Annotated in this window: 12 protein-coding genes; 9 read left to right on the top strand and 3 right to left on the bottom strand. The window is 70.5% G+C overall.

The genetic code is table 11. The annotated features are described in order from the left end of the window. Positions 1-42 precede the first annotated feature (42 nt). From HZZ10_RS12275 to HZZ10_RS12265, 3 genes are read left to right on the top strand one after another with little or no spacing between them, the layout of a single operon-like run. Positions 43-354, top strand: coding sequence for a DUF3263 domain-containing protein (locus HZZ10_RS12275; protein WP_179913727.1), 312 nt, complete (start codon positions 43-45; stop codon positions 352-354). Positions 355-412: 58 nt separating this feature from the next. After that, the gene (locus HZZ10_RS12270; RefSeq protein WP_179913726.1) at positions 413-1,018 is read left to right on the top strand and encodes a LytR C-terminal domain-containing protein; all 606 of its coding nucleotides are present in this window, start codon (positions 413-415) and stop codon (positions 1,016-1,018) included. 4 nt (positions 1,019-1,022) lie between these two features. Continuing rightward, entirely contained in the window at positions 1,023-2,510 is a 1,488-nt protein-coding gene (locus tag HZZ10_RS12265; RefSeq protein ID WP_179913725.1) for a phytoene desaturase family protein, read from the top strand. Positions 2,511-2,709: 199 nt separating this feature from the next. Here the strand turns inward: HZZ10_RS12265 and HZZ10_RS12260 are convergent, their stop codons facing one another. Further along, positions 2,710-4,101 (bottom strand): glycoside hydrolase family 15 protein, encoded by a 1,392-nt coding sequence (locus tag HZZ10_RS12260; protein ID WP_179913724.1) that lies wholly within the window; start codon positions 4,099-4,101, stop codon positions 2,710-2,712. Between the two features lie 292 nt (positions 4,102-4,393). On the opposite strand from HZZ10_RS12260, the gene groL reads away from it, so the two are divergent. Beyond that, positions 4,394-6,028 (top strand): chaperonin GroEL, encoded by a 1,635-nt coding sequence (gene groL, locus HZZ10_RS12255; protein ID WP_056128164.1) that lies wholly within the window; start codon positions 4,394-4,396, stop codon positions 6,026-6,028. A 110-nt stretch (positions 6,029-6,138) separates the two neighbouring features. Here groL and HZZ10_RS12250 read toward each other — a convergent pair whose 3' ends face one another. Continuing rightward, complete coding sequence (locus HZZ10_RS12250; protein ID WP_056128167.1) at positions 6,139-7,281, bottom strand: ROK family transcriptional regulator; 1,143 nt, start codon at positions 7,279-7,281, stop codon at positions 6,139-6,141. 367 nt (positions 7,282-7,648) lie between these two features. Between HZZ10_RS12250 and HZZ10_RS12245 the strand changes: the two genes are divergently transcribed. Genes HZZ10_RS12245 through HZZ10_RS12225 form a run of 5 tightly spaced genes read left to right on the top strand, consistent with a single transcriptional unit; the run spans position 7,649 to position 15,007 of the window. Then, complete coding sequence (locus tag HZZ10_RS12245; RefSeq protein ID WP_179913723.1) at positions 7,649-9,775, top strand: alpha-galactosidase; 2,127 nt, start codon at positions 7,649-7,651, stop codon at positions 9,773-9,775. A gap of 43 nt (positions 9,776-9,818) precedes the next feature. Next, the gene (locus HZZ10_RS12240) at positions 9,819-11,318 is read left to right on the top strand and encodes an ABC transporter substrate-binding protein (RefSeq protein ID WP_228087513.1); all 1,500 of its coding nucleotides are present in this window, start codon (positions 9,819-9,821) and stop codon (positions 11,316-11,318) included. Positions 11,319-11,328: 10 nt separating this feature from the next. Next, positions 11,329-12,270, top strand: coding sequence for a carbohydrate ABC transporter permease (locus tag HZZ10_RS12235; RefSeq protein WP_179913722.1), 942 nt, complete (start codon positions 11,329-11,331; stop codon positions 12,268-12,270). Continuing rightward, positions 12,270-13,187 carry a carbohydrate ABC transporter permease gene (locus HZZ10_RS12230; RefSeq protein WP_056128179.1) on the top strand — a complete coding sequence of 306 codons (918 nt, stop codon included), beginning with the start codon at positions 12,270-12,272 and terminating at the stop codon, positions 13,185-13,187. The genes HZZ10_RS12235 and HZZ10_RS12230 overlap by 1 nt, the downstream gene beginning before the upstream one ends. Then, positions 13,184-15,007, top strand: a complete 1,824-nt coding sequence (locus HZZ10_RS12225) for an alpha-glucosidase (protein WP_179913721.1) — start codon at positions 13,184-13,186, stop codon at positions 15,005-15,007. Before HZZ10_RS12230 ends, HZZ10_RS12225 begins: the two co-directional genes overlap by 4 nt. Here the strand turns inward: HZZ10_RS12225 and HZZ10_RS12220 are convergent. Further along, on the bottom strand, positions 15,004-15,735 hold the full coding sequence (locus tag HZZ10_RS12220; protein WP_228087512.1) for an HD domain-containing protein: 732 nt from the start codon (positions 15,733-15,735) through the stop codon (positions 15,004-15,006). The genes HZZ10_RS12225 and HZZ10_RS12220 overlap by 4 nt on opposite strands. Positions 15,736-15,787: the final 52 nt, after the last annotated feature.

Below are 15,787 nucleotides of genomic sequence, written 5' to 3'. Positions count from 1 at the left end.
CGCGACAGCAGGCACGGCCGAGACGAGACCGAGGAGCAGACGATGATCGAAGCAGTCCCGAGCATCTACGAGGACACCCCGGCGTCCTCCGACGACGCCTCGCCGGAGCCCGCCCTCTCCGAGCGGGACGCCGCGGTCCTCGACTTCGAGAAGCAGTGGTGGAAGTACGCCGGGGCCAAGGAGCAGGCGGTCCGAGAGCTGTTCGACCTCTCGGCGACGCAGTACTACCAGGTGCTCAACACGCTCATCGACTCGCCCGCCGCGCTCGAGGCAGAGCCCATGCTCGTCAAGCGTCTGCGCCGCATGCGCGCGACCCGTCAGCGCGAGCGCACGCAGCGTCGCAGCCAGGTCTGACCAGGACCTGCACACCCGCCTGCCTGCCTCGGGGCCGCAGACCCGTTAGCCTTGCCCGGTGAGCAAGTACCCCGAAGACGAGTTCGACCGGACCGACGGGCTCGGCCTCCCCGCCGGCGTCCACAGGACCCCGCGGTCGGCCTGGAGCAAGACCGCCCCCTTCCTCGTCGTCGTCGTGCTGTGCGCGGCGCTCGCCGTCGCAGCGGTCTACGTGCTGTCCCGCACCCCCGGGTCGCCGCTCGACCAGAGCAGCGCGAGCCCGAGCGCGAGCGCGCCTGCCGAAGACCCGGCTGCTGAAGACCCGGCTGCGGAGGACCCCGCGGCCGAGGACCCTGCCGCTGAAGACCCCGCGGCGGACCCGGAGACCCCCGCCGAGCCTGAGGTGCCCGTGGCCGACACGTCCGTCGCCGTCCGGGTGCTCAACGCGACGGGCCGCTCGGGCGCTGCCGCCGGTGCAGCCGACACGCTGTCCGGGGCCGGCTGGTCCGACGTCTCGGCCGACAACTACACAGGCGACAGGCTCAACGCCTCGGTCGTCTGGTACCAGAGCGAAGACCTCGCCGACGAGGCGCAGGCTGTCGCTGACCTCCTGGGCATCCCGGCCAGCCAGGTCACCCTCGTCCCCGAGCTGCGCGGACCGCTGTCCGTGATCCTCGCCGGGTAGCACCGTGGACGCGTACGACGTCGTCGTGGTGGGGTCGGGGCCGAACGGCCTCGCCGCCGCGGTCACGCTCGCCCGGGCCGGCCTCGGCGTCCTCGTCCTCGAGGCGGAGACCGAGGCCGGGGGTGGCGTTCGCACGCAGGCGCTGCCCGGGTCGGGCACAGGGCTGCTGCACGACACCTGCTCGGCCGTGCACCCGATGGCGCTCGCGTCGCCGTTCTTCCGCGAGTTCGACCTCGCTGCACGCGGGGTCGAGCTCGTCGAGCCCGAGGTGCAGTTCGCGCACCCGCTGGACCATGGCGAGGCCGGCCTGGCCTACCGTGACGCCGCCCGGACCGCTGCTGGCCTCGGGGTCGACCGCGACGCGTGGCTCGGTCTTGTCGGCCGGCTCTCCGAGCACCCCGACGCGGTGGTCTCGGCCGGTCTCGGCGACCGCCGGAGCATCCCGGGCGAGATGCTCTCGAGCGTCGCAGGCTTCGTCGCGACGGCGCGCTTCGGCCTCGGCGTCCTCGAGCAGGGCACACCGTTGTGGGGCCGTCGGTTCCGGGGTGAGGTCGCCCCGGCGCTGCTCACGGGGGTCGCTGCGCACGCGATCGCGCCGCTGCCCACCCTGTCTGCTGCCGGGACGGCGCTCATGCTCGCGACCCTCGCGCACTCGCACGGCTGGCCGCTCCCTCGAGGCGGTTCGGGCGCGATCACCGCTGCGCTCGTCGCAGACCTCCTGGCCCACGGCGGAGAGCTGCGGACCGGCGTCCGCGTCGCCTCGACGGCCGACCTGCCGTCCGCACGGGCCTACGTCTTCGACACGACCCCACGGGCCGCCGCCGACATCCTCGGCGCGCGGCTGCCGGGGACGGCCGAGCGCGCGCTGCGCAGGTTCAGGTACGGCAACGCGGCCGCCAAGGTCGACTTCGTGCTGAGCGGTCCCGTGCCGTGGGCCAACGACGGTGTGTCTCGGGCGGGGACAGTGCACCTCGGGGGTTCACGACCTCAGCTGGTCGAGGCCGAGCGGGCTGTCGCCGCGGGGCGGCACGCTGAGCACCCGGTGACGCTCGTGAGCGACCCTGCTGTGCTCGACCCCGGCCGGGAGGTCGGCGGGCTGCGGCCCCTGTGGACCTATGCGCACGTGCCGGCAGGATCGACCGTCGACCCGACCGAGGCCGTCACCGCGCAGATCGAGCGCTTCGCGCCAGGGTTCCGTGACGTGGTCGTCTCTGCCCACCCCACCACCGCGTCGCGCATGTCCGAGCATGACGCGAACTACGTCGGCGGGGACATCGCGGCCGGGTCTGTGACCATGTGGCAGATGTTCGCCCGGCCGACCCCGCACGTCGACCCGTGGGCGACAGGAGCGCCCGGTGCCTACCTGTGCTCCGCGTCGACCCCGCCGGGCCCTGGGGTGCACGGGCTGGGTGGCTACTTCGCCGCGCGCCAGGTGCTGCGCCGGGAGTTCGGGACCAGGGGCATGCCGAGCCTCGCGCCCGAGCGGGGCTGAACCTCTCGGTGGTGCGGGCCGGCGCCTGAGCGCGTGCAGGCCCCGCGGGCCTGTTCGAGCGGGTCCCGACCGTCTCCGGGTCCGCGGTCTGTGGGGTCGTCGTCGCCGCGCTGCATCGGGCTGTCCGACGACCCTGCTGGTCGTGTCAGCCGCGACCGGCAGCGCTGCGTCGGGCTGTCCGACGACCCTGCTGGTCGTGTCAGCCGCGACCGGCCTCGGCCTCGTCGAGCAGCACGAGGGTGAGCAGCACGTTCGCGCTGCTCCACGCGAGCGGCGCGAGCTGGGCCGGGGAGCCGTCGAAGAGCACCTTCTCGGGGATCGAGCCGAGCGTCGTGCGGTGGTCGTCGAGCCACGTCAGCCAGCGCACGGCCCCGGTCTGGTCGCCCAAGCCTGCTGAGGCGAGGGCGAAGACGCTCGTCGTGGGTGTCCACGAGATCCCGTCGCGCTTCCAGCTCGTGCCGGGCGCGAGCCCGCCTCCGGGGCGGGCCATCCGGATGGGGGCGGCATCCCAGGCGCTCAGGACAGCGCGGGGGACCTCGTCGGCCGTCACGGGCAAGAACGGCGGCAGCAGGAACGCGACGGCCGTGTCGACGCTCGACCCTCCGAGGTAGCGGCCGTAGCCGGGCGCGAACGCGTCGTGCACGACGTCGTCGAAGGTCTCGGCGACAGTCGCGACCTCCCGTGCCGCTCGGGCGTCCCCGAGGGCGTCGAGGGCCGGCGGCGACGCAGCGAGGGCCATGAGCAGCGGCGCGCTGGTCCCGAGGGTCTGCTTGGACGTCTCGACCTCCCAGTAGTCGGGGGACGGCGGGGGGAGCGTGGTGCCGTCGTCGGTCAGGTCGCGGATGTGCGCGAGGCTGCGCTCGAGCAACGGCTCGAGGTCGCGAGCCGCGCTGGTGCGGTCCTGGGGCGACTCGATCTCCGCGATCACCGTCGCCGCGGCCCACAGGGCCCACCCTGTCGCGTCGGTCTGGATGCCGCGGTCGTCGGGTGGGCCGGAGCCGTCGGGCAGGTAGCGGGCCTCGAAGGAGCCGTCGGCCTCTTGCACCTGCTGGAGGAACATGACGACAGTGAGTGCGTCCTCGACGTGCCCCGTGCGGGCGAGCGCGACAGCCACGAAGGCGTTGTCGCGGGGCCAGGCGTAGCGCCAGTTCGGCGACCACCCGGCCACGACGGCCCCGTCGTCGAGGGTCAGCGCCCTGACGTCGAGGAGCGCGTCGACGGCCATGTCCTCGAAGTCTGTCCCGGCGCCCGGGACGGTGCCGGCGGCGAGCCAGTCGCGGGACTCCTGGGCCGCGTCGAGCTGGGGCTGCGTGGCTGCTCCGGGGCTCGCCACGGCGACGCGGCTGCCGGGCAGGAACTGCACGTCCGAGCCCGGCGGGATCGGGGTGCGGGTGCCGTCGGGTGCCACCGAGATGCCGACAGAGGAGAGAGCGACCGTCGCGTTCCGCGGGGAGAAGGGCCAGACCTCGAGGGCCCGTCCTGTGCCGGTGACGACGACCGCTGCGACGAGCAGGAGCGCGAGCAGCGCGGCGCGCGGCCGGCGACGGACGTGCGCTGTTCTCGCGGAGGCGTCGTCGTCGGTCGCTGGCATCGGGTCCACTCTACGAGGACGTCTGGGCGTGCTCGGGTGCCGACGCGGTGGTGCCGGCTGCGGGTTCCGCCGTCGGCGTACCGACCTGGGCGCCGCGGCGCGCCGCCGCCCTTGCACTCTCGGGTCGAGAGTGCCAATAATTGCATTAGCACTCTCGCTAGGAGAGTGACAGAAGCATCGGTCGCTCGATGAGGCCCCGAGGCTACGGCGTGACATGAACGCCGCGGTCCGAGGTCGTCCGTCGCGGGCATCGTCCGACCACCACACGCCACCAGCGGAGGATCACACCCCAATGGCAAAGATCATTGCCTTCAACGAGGAGGCCCGTCGCGGCATGGAGCGTGGACTCAACGTCCTCGCCGACACCGTGAAGGTCACGCTCGGCCCCAAGGGTCGCAACGTCGTCCTCGACAAGAAGTGGGGCGCGCCCACCATCACGAACGATGGTGTGAGCATCGCCAAGGAGATCGACCTCGAGGACCCGTTCGAGCGCATCGGTGCTGAGCTCGTCAAGGAGGTCGCCAAGAAGACCGACGACGTCGCCGGCGACGGAACCACGACCGCCACCGTGCTCGCCCAGGCGCTCGTGCGCGAGGGCCTGCGCAACGTGGCTGCCGGCTCGAACCCGATCGCTCTCAAGCGCGGCATCGAGAAGGCCGTCGAGGCTGTCATCGCGCAGCTGCTCGTCGACGCCAAGGACATCGAGACCAAGGAAGAGATCGCGGCCACCGCTGCGATCTCGGCCGGCGACCCCGCGATCGGCGAGCTCATCGCCGAGGCGCTCGACAAGGTCGGCAAGGAAGGTGTCATCACCGTCGAGGAGTCGAACACCTTCGGCCTCGAGCTCGAGCTCACCGAGGGCATGCGCTTCGACAAGGGCTTCCTCGCCCGCTACTTCGAGACTGACGCAGAGCGCCAGGAAGCTGTCCTCGAAGACCCGTACGTCCTGATCGTCGAGTCGAAGATCTCGAACGTCAAGGACCTGCTGCCGCTGCTCGACCAGGTCATGAAGGCCGGTCGCTCGCTGCTCATCATCGCCGAGGACGTCGAGGGCGAGGCTCTTGCGACCCTCGTGCTCAACAAGATCCGTGGCACCTTCAAGTCCGTCGCCGTCAAGGCTCCGGGCTTCGGCGACCGCCGCAAGGCCATCCTCCAGGACATCGCGATCCTCACCGGTGGTCAGGTCATCTCCGAGACTGTCGGCCTCAAGCTCGAGACCGCCACGCTCGACCTGCTCGGCCAGGCCCGCAAGGTCGTCGTCACCAAGGACGAGACGACCATCGTCGAGGGCTCCGGCGACGTCGACCAGATCGCCGGTCGCGTCAAGCAGATCCGTTCCGAGATCGAGAAGTCGGACTCCGACTACGACCGCGAGAAGCTCCAGGAGCGCCTCGCGAAGCTCGCCGGAGGTGTCGCGGTCATCAAGGCCGGTGCCGCCACGGAGGTCGAGCTCAAGGAGCGCAAGCACCGCATCGAGGACGCCGTCCGCAACGCGAAGGCAGCCGTCGAAGAGGGCATCGTCGCCGGTGGTGGCGTCGCTCTCATCCAGGCTGGCAAGGTCGCCTTCGAGACCGCCGGTCTCCTCGACCTCGAGGGTGACGAGGCGACGGGTGCGAACATCGTCCGCGCCTCGATCGACGCTCCGCTCAAGCAGATCGCGATCAACGCCGGGCTCGAGGGTGGGGTCGTGGCCGAGAAGGTCCGCAACCTCCCCTCCGGCCAGGGCCTCAACGCCGCGACAGGCGTGTACGAGGACCTGCTCGCGGCTGGTGTGAACGACCCGGTCAAGGTGACCCGCTCTGCTCTGCAGAACGCCGCCTCGATCGCTGCGCTGTTCCTCACCACCGAGGCAGTCGTCGCGGACAAGCCCGAGAAGGCTCCGGCCATGCCGGGCGGCGACGGCGGCATGGGCGGCATGGACTTCTGATCCAGCCCGCCCGGGCCTAGCCCGAGCACTGCACCGCCGACGGGCGGGCTCCACCGGGACACGTCCCGGAGGAGTCCGCCCGTCGGCGTACCCGCCCCGTGCACGGGCTGTCAGGTGCCGAGGACGCCGAAGCTGCTCTGGATGGCGACGGCTGCGGCGCCACGGGCCCAGGGGACGAAGCCGCTGTCGTCGACGACGAGGCTGACGGGGCTGCCGTCGGGGTCGCGGTCCGCAGCGATGGCGGCGTCGAGCTCCGCGCCGAGGCTCTCGACCAGGCCGACTCCTTCGCCCGCCAGCACGACGGTGCTCACGAGCGCGATGTTGGTGATGGCGGCCAGCAGCCGGCCGAGCGACCGCACGGCGGACTCGGTCACGGCCCGCGCCACGGGGTGGTGCGCGGCGGCCATCTCGAGGACCTCGTCGTAGGTGACGGCGTGTCCGAGGGCCACCGAGACCTGGGCGCAGATGCTCCCCGTGGTGAGCATGGCTGTCGAGCAGCCGCGGTGGCCGTCCATGCAGAGCGGTCCCGACGGGTCGAGGGGGAAGTGCCCCAGCAGGCCGAAGCCCACGTCGGCTGTGCGCACCACGTGGTCGTTGACGACGAGCCCGTAGCCGACCCCGGCGCCGATGGTGAGCACCGCGAAGTCTGTCGAGCCTCGCCCGGCTCCGAACCAGTGCTCGGCGGCGGTCAGGGCGACGACGTCGTTCTCGATGGTCGACGGGATCCCCAGGCGCTCGGAGACAGCGCTGCGGAGGTCGACACCGCGCCACCCGAGGAACGGCGCGCGGTCGACCACGCCGTCGGAGACGTTGCCGCCGAGGCTGATCCCGATGCCGTCGAAGGCGGCCGGTCCGCCGAGCGCCTGGACGACTGCATCGACGGCGTCGAGGACGTCGTCGAGCGAGGTCGAGGCGAGGCGCGACGAGGCGGACCCGGTCTGGGTCGCGCGAAGGTCTGTGCTCACGCCGAGGGCGTCCTCGCCTGTCAGCTTGATCCCGACGAAGCGGCGGGCGTCGACCTTGACGTCGAGCGGCTTGACCGGTCGGCCGACAGCACCGTCGGACACCTCGGGGCCTTCGACGAGGATCCCGCTGTCGAGGAAGGTCTTGGAGAGCCGGGTCAGGCTCGCGGGGGACAGGCCGAGCCTGCGGGAGAGCTCGGTCCGGCTGATGGGTCCGTGGACGAGCACCTCGCGCGCGAGGTCGCGCCCGGAGTCGGTGATGGGGGCGGGCGGCGGTCCTGCCTCGCTCATCTGTGCTCCTCCTCGTCGTCGTGGCGGTCTTCGGGGTCGAGCGAGACGGCGCGCGCAGCCGTGGACCCGCGCTGGCCGAGCTGCCTCGGCCTGATCGGCACCGTCAGTCTGAGCGCCGTCCGACCGAGGCTCTGACCGCGCAGGGTCCGACCGGGCTCTGCGTGAAGACGTGCTGCTCCGCCGGTCCGACCGTCAACCTACCTGTCGTGTCGCGGGGATCGCGATCCGCCGACGAATAAGTTCCATCATCGTACCAACCCGGCGCGGCTCGTTGACGAGATCTCAGAGGTATGTCGGAGGTGCAGCGGATTTGATCGGACCGTGCCAGCCCTTGACAGGCCAATTGCTTTCGTCTAGAAAATAACCCATGCAGCGACGCATCTTCCAGCTCCGCGACGGCGGCACCAGCCTCGTCGTCGACCCGACCACCCCGGGTCTCCCGACGATCGTCCACTGGGGCGACGACCTCGGGGACCTCGACCAGGCCGACCTCGACGGGCTCGCCCTCGCCGCCGTCCCGCAGCGCGTGTCGGGCGGCCTCGACGTCCCGGCGCGCCTGACCCTCCTCCCGCTCGACGCTGACGGCTGGCTGGGCACACCCGGTCTCGAGGGGCACCGCAACGGCAGGGTCTTCTCTCCGTCCTTCGAGCTCCTCGGGATCGACGCCGACCAGACGACCGCCACCATCACCGCCGAGGACGGCTACGGCGGGCTGCGGCTCGTGGTCGAGCTCGAGGTCACCCGGGCCGGCCTCGTCCGGCAGCGCCTCTCGCTCACCAACACCGGCGACGACGACTACTCGGTGCTGTCCCTCGCCGCGACCTTCCCCGTCCCTGCGCAGGCCACCGAGATCCTGGACACCACTGGACGCCACCTCCGCGAGCGCACACCGCAGCGTCGAGCCTTCACCGTCGGCACGCACCTGCGGGAGAGCCGTAAGGGACGCCCGGGTGCAGACGCCTCGCTCCTGCTCGCCGCGGGGACGAGCGGGTTCGGCTTCGAGCGCGGTCGGGTGCACGCCGTGCACGTGGCGTGGAGCGGCAACCACAGGCTGGCGGCCGAACGGACGATCACCGCAGAGGCGTCGCTCCAGGGGAGCGAGCTCCTCGCGGCCGGGGAGATCGACCTCGCCCCGGGCGCGACCTACAGCACGCCCTGGGTCCTCGGGTCGTGGGGGGACGGTCTCGACGACCTGGCCGCACGCTTCCACACCGAGCTGCGGGCACGGGCCACGCACCCTGCGCGACCTCGCCCGGTCACGCTCAACACGTGGGAGGCGGTCTACTTCGACCACGACCTCCTGACGCTCCTGGCGTTGGCCGAGCGCGCTGCTGCTGTCGGCGTCGAGCGCTTCGTGCTGGACGACGGCTGGTTCCTCGGACGCCGGGACGACACCGCGGGGCTCGGCGACTGGACTGTCGACCCTGTGGTCTGGCCGCAGGGTCTCGCGCCTCTCGTGGACGCCGTCCGTGGTCTCGGCATGGAGTTCGGTCTGTGGGTCGAGCCGGAGATGGTCAACCCAGACTCGGACCTCGCGCGCGCCCACCCGGAGTGGGTCCTCCAGCCCGGGGGACGTCTGCCCGTCGAGGGTCGTCAGCAGCACGTGCTCAACCTCGCGGACCCCGGGGCCTACGCCTACATTCTCGCGAGCCTCGACGCGCTGCTCGTCGAGCACCCGATCAGCTATCTCAAGTGGGACCACAACCGTGAGCTGTCGAGCGCAGGCGACGCGCGGACCGGGCACGCAGCGGTCCACGAGCACACCCTCGCCCTGTACAGGCTGCTCGACGAGCTGCGGAGCCGGCACCCGGGCCTGGAGATCGAGTCCTGCGCCTCGGGCGGCGCGCGGGTCGACCTCGGCATCCTCGAGCGGACCGACAGGATCTGGACGAGCGACTGCATCGACCCGCTCGAGCGCCTGGTCAACCAGCGGTACACGGGACTGCTGGTCCCGCCCGAGCTGCTGGGCGCGCACGTCGGCGGCCCGCGGTCGCACTCCACCCACCGCAGCCACGAGCTCGACCTGCGAGCCGGGGTCGCGTTCTTCGGCCACCTCGGGATCGAGTGGGACCTCACGACTGTCGACGACGAGCAGCTCGCGGCCCTCGCCCGCTGGGTCGAGGCCCACAAGCAGGCACGCCAGCTGCTGCACTCCGGCCGGGTCGTCAACGCCGACCTGCCCGACGAGACCGCGGACCTGCGGGGCGTCGTCGCCCAGGACAGGTCACGGGCGCTCTACGCCTACACCCAGACCGCGACGAGCTCGACCTACCCCGCGGGCCGGGTCCACCTGCCCGGCCTCGACCCCGACGCCAGCTACAGGGTGCGGCTCGCCGCCCCGACCACCTCGCTCGGCGGAGCAGGGCAGTCACCGCTGCTCTGGGCGCTCGACGGGACCCGGACGACAGGTCGCGCGCTCGCCACGACAGGGATCCAGGCCCCGGTGCTCTTCCCCGAGGAGCTCGTGCTCCTCGAGGCGATCCTCATCGGCTGAGGTCAGCCCCCCCACATCAGCCGCACGCGCAAGGAGGCGCAGCATGACGCACGACGACGTGACACCGCACAGCACCCGGGACGAGTCCCACAGGGTGCCGAGGGCCCGGAGCGGTCGCTCGCCCGGAGCCGGGCACGAGGACCCGCTCGACCCCGGGCCTGGGCCTGGACCTGGACCCGGACCCGGGTCTGGAACAGAGCAGCGCTCTGGTCCCAGCGCCGCCGGGAGCCGGACCCGGCCCGCGCGGTCCGGGCGACCGCTCCCCGCCACCAGGCCAGGACGGGCGACCCGGACCGCCGCGAGCCTCGTCGCCGTGGCGCTCGCCGTCGGGACCCTCGCGGCCTGCGGCCCGGACGACGACGGGACCGTGACTCTCAACTTCTTCCAGTTCAAGCCTGAGGCCGTCGCACAGTTCGACGAGATCATCGAGGGCTTCGAGGCGGAGAACCCGGGGATCGAGGTGGTGCAGAACCACGTGCCGAACGCGGACACGGCGCTGCGCACCCCGCTGGTCAAGGACAAGATCCCCGACGTCATGACCCTCAACGCGGGTGCGACCTTCGGTGAGCTCGCGCGCGCCGGGGTCTTCGCGGACGTCACGGACCTGCCGGTGATGAGCACCGTCGCCGACGCCCCGGTGAAGATCGTCACCGACCTCGGCCAGCACGACGACGAGATCAGCGGTGTGCCCTTCGCGCTCGCGGCCTCGAGCATCATCTACAACAAGACGATCTTCGCCGAGCACGACGTCGAGGTGCCGCAGACCTGGGACGAGCTCCTCGCCGCCGCGGACACCTTCCAGGCCGCGGGCGTCACGCCCTTCTACGGCACGCTCAAGGACCAGTGGACTGTGCTGCCGTCCTTCAACAACCTCGCCGGCGCGCTCCAGCCCGACGGGTTCTTCGACGACCTGCGGGCGCTCGGCACCGACGCGGGACCAGGTTCGGAGCCGTCATTCTCGACGGACTACAGGGAGGCGACGGAGAAGCTCGTCACGCTCTTCTCCTACAACCAGCCGAACCGGGACAGCCGCGACTACAACGCCGGGAACAAGGCCTTCGCCGACGGCGAGTCCGCGATGTACCTCCAGGGCACGTACGCGATCGCGCCCATCCTCGAGAACAACCCTGACCTCGACCTCGGCACCTTCCCGTACCCGGTGACCGACGACCCCGAGGACACCGTGCTCGTCACGGGCGTCGACGTGGTCCTCGCGATCGGCCGGGACACCCCGCACCGCGCGGAGGTCGAGAAGTTCGTCGAGTACATGATGCGGCCCGAGAACGTCGACGCCTACGGCGCAGCACAGTCGACCTTCTCCCCGCTCGTCGACGCAGCCCCGTCGACCAACCCGTACCTCGCGGGGCTGGACGACTACGTCGAGCAGGGCCGGATCATCGGCTACGTCGACCACCAGATCCCGGCGGCCGTCCCGCTCCAGCCGATGCTCCAGCAGCTGATCATCGACGGAGACGTCGACACCTTCCTCACCCACCTCGACAGCGAGTGGCGCAAGGTCGCAGCCCGCTCCAACCAGCGATGAGGCACCGACCATGACCACGTCCTCGACAGCCCCGGCGCGTGCACCGCGTGCCACGACCTCCCGGGCCGCGGCACGCCGCCGACCCGGCACGAGCCGGATCTCCCGGACCTTCTACTGGATGGTGCTCCCGGCCGTCCTGCTGTTCTTCGTGCTGCACACGATCCCCGTGCTCAACGGGGTGTTCTTCTCGATGACGAACTATGCCGGCTACGGCGAGTGGGACTTTACCTGGTTCACCAACTACGTGAACCTGTTCAAGGACGACCAGGTCCTCAACGCCTACGCCTTCACCTTCGGCTTCGCGCTCGTCTCGACGGTCCTCGTCAACGTCATCGCCCTCGCGATCGCCATCGGCCTCAACTCCCGCATCAAGTTCCGGACGGGCCTGCGCGGCATCTTCTTCATCCCGAACATCTTGTCGATCCTCGTCATCGGCTACGTGTTCAACTACCTGTTCTCGAACTCGCTCCCCGAGATCGCCTCGAGGCTGGGCATCGACGCCCTCTCGACCTCGATCCTGGCGAACCCCGACCTCGCGTGGGTGGGGATCGTGATCCTCGCGGTGTGGCAGGCCGCGGCCTTCAACATCATCATCTACCTCGCCGGGCTCCAGACGATCCCGGGCGAGCTCTACGAGGGGGCGTCCCTCGACGGCGCGAGCACGTGGCGGAAGTTCACGTCGATCACCTTCCCGCTCATCGGGCCGTTCTTCACCATCAACATGGTGCTCTCGCTGAAGAACTTCCTCCAGGTCTTCGACCACATCATGGCCCTCACGGCCGGCGGACCGGGAACGTCGACGCAGTCGGTGTCCCTGCTCATCTACAGAGGCGGGTTCCAGGGCGGCGAGTACGCCTACCAGACCGCCAACGCGGTGATCTTCCTCGTCGTGATCGTCCTCATCTCCGTGTTGCAGCTGCGTGTGCTCCAGCGTCGGGAGGCGTCGTTCTGATGACATCACCAACCCTTTCCCCAGCATCGTCCACTGCCCCTGGATCGGCCACGGTCCCGGCGACCCCCGTCCGGCGACGTCGCCGTGGCCGCGACGAGGAGGGGCGCCAGGTCAACTGGTGGCTCACCGCGCTGCTCGCGGTGTGCGCCCTCACCGTCCTCGTCCCGCTCTACTTCACGGTGGTGACAGCGCTCAAGACCCCCGACCAGCTCGGTGGCTCCGGTTTTGAGCTCCCCACCTCGGTCCACCTGCAGAACTTCGCGGACGCGTGGAACCTCACGAACTTCCCTCGGGCGCTCATGAACACAGCGCTCATCACCGTCGGAGCGGTGCTGCTCACCCTCGCGACCAACGCGATGGTCGCCTACGCCATCGCACGCAACATGCACCGCAGGCTCTTCAAGGGGATCTACTTCTACCTGGTGTCGGCGATCTTCGTGCCGTTCCCCATCATCATGCTGCCCGTCGTCAAGCAGACGTCGCTGCTCGGGCTCGACAACCAGGGCGGGCTGATCCTGCTCTACACAGTCTTCGGGCTCTCGACGAACACCCTGTTCTTCACGGCCTTCATCCGGTCCATCCCGGTCGAGCTCGAAGAGGCGGCCCTGCTCGACGGTGCGTCGACGTGGACGGTCTTCACCAAGATCGTCTTCCCGCTGCTCTCCCCGATGCTCGCGACTGTCGGGATCCTCACCTGCGTGTGGGCCTGGAACGACTTCCTGCTCCCGCTCGTGGTGCTCTCCGACCCTGCGGCGCAGACGTTGCCGCTGGCCAACTACGTGTTCCAGGGTCAGTTCAACACGAACTACACAGCGGCGTTCGCGTCGTACCTCATGGCGATGGCACCGTTGCTGCTCGTCTATCTCTTCGCCCAGCGATGGGTGATCTCCGGCGTGATGAGAGGGTCGATCAAATGACAGTCCACGAGTCAGCACCCGTCCGGTCCGCGACAGTGCGGAGCACGACAGGTCCAGACGACGAGGAGCGCACTCCCGGCACGCCCGCCTGGTGGACCCGGGCGGTCGTCTACCAGGTCTACCCGCGGAGCTTTGCGGACTCCGACGGCGACGGGGTCGGCGACCTCCGGGGGATCCTCTCGCGCCTCGACCACCTGGCCGACCTCGGCGTCGACGTCGTCTGGCTCTCGCCGGTCTACCCCTCGCCCCAGCACGACAACGGCTACGACATCTCCGACTACGAGGGCATCGACCCGCTCTTCGGGACGCTCGACGACTTCGACGCGCTGCTCGAGGCCGTGCACGCACGCGGGATGAAGCTCGTCATGGACCTCGTGGTCAACCACACGAGCGACGAGCACCCGTGGTTCCAGGAGTCCCGCTCGTCGCTCACCAACGCCAAGCGCGACTGGTACTGGTGGCGCGACCCGCGGGCCGTCGCCGCGTCGGACCTGCCGGTCGAGCCCGCAGAGGGAGCGTCGCGGGAGGCCCCGACAGCCGCGGAGCTGCCCGTCGCACCCGTCGAGCCGAACGACTGGCGGTCCGCCTTCAGCGGACCCGCGTGGACCTTCGACGAGACGACCGGGCAGTTCTACCTGCATCTCTTCGCCCCGCAGCAGCCCGACCTCAACTGGGAGAACCCCGAGGTCCGCGCCGCGGTCTACGCGATGATGAACCGCTGGCTCGACCGCGGGGTCGACGGCTTCCGCATGGACGTCATCAACCTCATCTCGAAGAACCTCGAGCAGGTGGACGGGGGAGCGCAGGCCTCAGGGATCGGCTTCCAGATGGGACCCCGTCTGCACGAGTTCCTGCAGGAGATGCACGAGGCTGTCTTCGCGGGGCGCGAGGCAGACCTCATCACCGTCGGCGAGATGCCGGGCGTGACCGTCGACGACGCACGCCTGTTCACCGACCCGTCGCGCCGCGAGCTCGACATGGTCTTCCAGTTCGAGCACGTGTCGCTCGACCAGGGCACCGACAAGTTCGACCCGCGCCCGCTCGACCTCGTCGCGCTCAAGCGCTCGATGGGGCGGTGGCAGGAGGGGCTCGCCGACGTCGGGTGGAACAGCCTGTACCTCGGCAACCACGACCAGCCGCGGCACGTCTCGAGGTTCGGCGACGACGGCACCTACCGCTACGAGTCCGCGACGCTCTGGGCGGCGATCCTGCACCTGCACCGGGGCACGCCGTACGTCTACCAGGGCGAAGAGATCGGCATGACCAACGTGCCCTTCGCAAGGCCCGACGACTTCCGTGACATCGAGTCGGTGAACTACTACCGGGAGGCTGTCGTCGAGGGCGGACGACCGGCCGACGAGGTGCTCGCCGGTCTGCGGGCGATGAGCCGGGACAACGCCCGGACACCCGTGCAGTGGGACGCCACCCCCACGGCCGGCTTCACGACAGGGACCCCGTGGATCCCTGTGAGCCCGCACGCTGTCGAGGTCAATGTCGAGGCAGACAGGGCGTCGGAGCGCTCGGTCTTCGCGTTCTACCAGCGGCTGATCGAGCTGCGGCACACGGACAGCACCGTCGCGCTCGGGCGCTTCACGATGCTCGAGCCCGACCACGAGCGTCTCTACGCCTTCACCCGCGACGGAGACGACGACCAGCTGCTCGTCGTGGGCAACGTGTCCGGTGACGACCTCGAGGTGCCGCTGCTGGGCGGGTGGGCGGAGGCCGAGGTGGTCGTCGCCAACTACCCTGAGCGCGCTGCCGCCGCGGGGCAGGTCCTCGCGCCGTGGGAGGTCAGGGTGCTCCGGGCGCGACAGGCCTAGACGGCCTCGACGTCTGACGGGACGGGCTCGGCCGGGAGCTTCGAGATCTCCTTCTCGACCCGGGCGAGCTCGCCCGCCAGGTTCTGGCGTGCGGCATCCTCCCAGGACGCGGCCACCGGGCTCGAGAACAGCGACTTGCGGTTGACGAGCTTGGTGAGGATGCGGTGCCGCGCGGCCAGGTAGTCGCGGACCGGGATGTGCTCGTACTCCTTGCGGATGTCACGGACGTAGCAGGTGTAGCGCTGCGGCTCGGCCGCGAGGATCGCCATGTCGGCGTCGCAGAGCACCGCGCAGTCGAAGTCGCCGGGGGCCGGCTTGTGGCGGGCGAGCGCCGTGACGAGCTGCGATACCCTCTCGGCCGACTGCTCGCGGATCCCCATGCCGACCAGCTCGGTGCGGGCGAGGGCCGCGCTCGCGACCTCGTCCTCTCCGCCCTGCGTGGCGTAGGCGACCCGGGTCTCGGCGTTGAAGATCGCGCCGTGGTACCAGGCGGCGAGCCTGACGAGGTCGGGCTCGTGGGTCTCCTCGGCGAGCTCGTCGACGCGGGAGAGCACGTCGGCGAGGTGCTTGACCGTGTGGTAGAACCGCGTCGGCTCGCTCCAGCGGTCGAGCAGGGCCTGACCTGTCGCTCGGAGGTCTGCCTCGGGGACGGACGCCCCGGCGGCCTGACAGCTGCGGATCCAGGACGACATGAGCCACTGCGGTGCATCGACGCTTCCAGGAAGCATGAACCAAACCTTCGACGAGTATCGGTCTTCACGGGTGTCCCAGACGCTGATG

This window comes from Sanguibacter inulinus (assembly GCF_013415325.1).
GTDB lineage: Bacteria > Actinomycetota > Actinomycetes > Actinomycetales > Cellulomonadaceae > Sanguibacter > Sanguibacter inulinus.
This window is presented reverse-complemented; position numbering and strand designations above follow the sequence as displayed.

Coding starts and splice junctions, on each gene's coding strand:
- HZZ10_RS12250 (WP_056128167.1), bottom strand. CDS start 7,281: ATGAGCGAGGCAGGACCGCCGCCCGCCCCCATCACCGACTCCGGGCGC.
- HZZ10_RS12275 (WP_179913727.1), top strand. CDS start 43: ATGATCGAAGCAGTCCCGAGCATCTACGAGGACACCCCGGCGTCCTCC.
- HZZ10_RS12220 (WP_228087512.1), bottom strand. CDS start 15,735: ATGCTTCCTGGAAGCGTCGATGCACCGCAGTGGCTCATGTCGTCCTGG.
- HZZ10_RS12225 (WP_179913721.1), top strand. CDS start 13,184: ATGACAGTCCACGAGTCAGCACCCGTCCGGTCCGCGACAGTGCGGAGC.
- HZZ10_RS12235 (WP_179913722.1), top strand. CDS start 11,329: ATGACCACGTCCTCGACAGCCCCGGCGCGTGCACCGCGTGCCACGACC.
- groL (WP_056128164.1), top strand. CDS start 4,394: ATGGCAAAGATCATTGCCTTCAACGAGGAGGCCCGTCGCGGCATGGAG.
- HZZ10_RS12230 (WP_056128179.1), top strand. CDS start 12,270: ATGACATCACCAACCCTTTCCCCAGCATCGTCCACTGCCCCTGGATCG.
- HZZ10_RS12260 (WP_179913724.1), bottom strand. CDS start 4,101: ATGCCAGCGACCGACGACGACGCCTCCGCGAGAACAGCGCACGTCCGT.
- HZZ10_RS12240 (WP_228087513.1), top strand. CDS start 9,819: ATGACGCACGACGACGTGACACCGCACAGCACCCGGGACGAGTCCCAC.
- HZZ10_RS12245 (WP_179913723.1), top strand. CDS start 7,649: ATGCAGCGACGCATCTTCCAGCTCCGCGACGGCGGCACCAGCCTCGTC.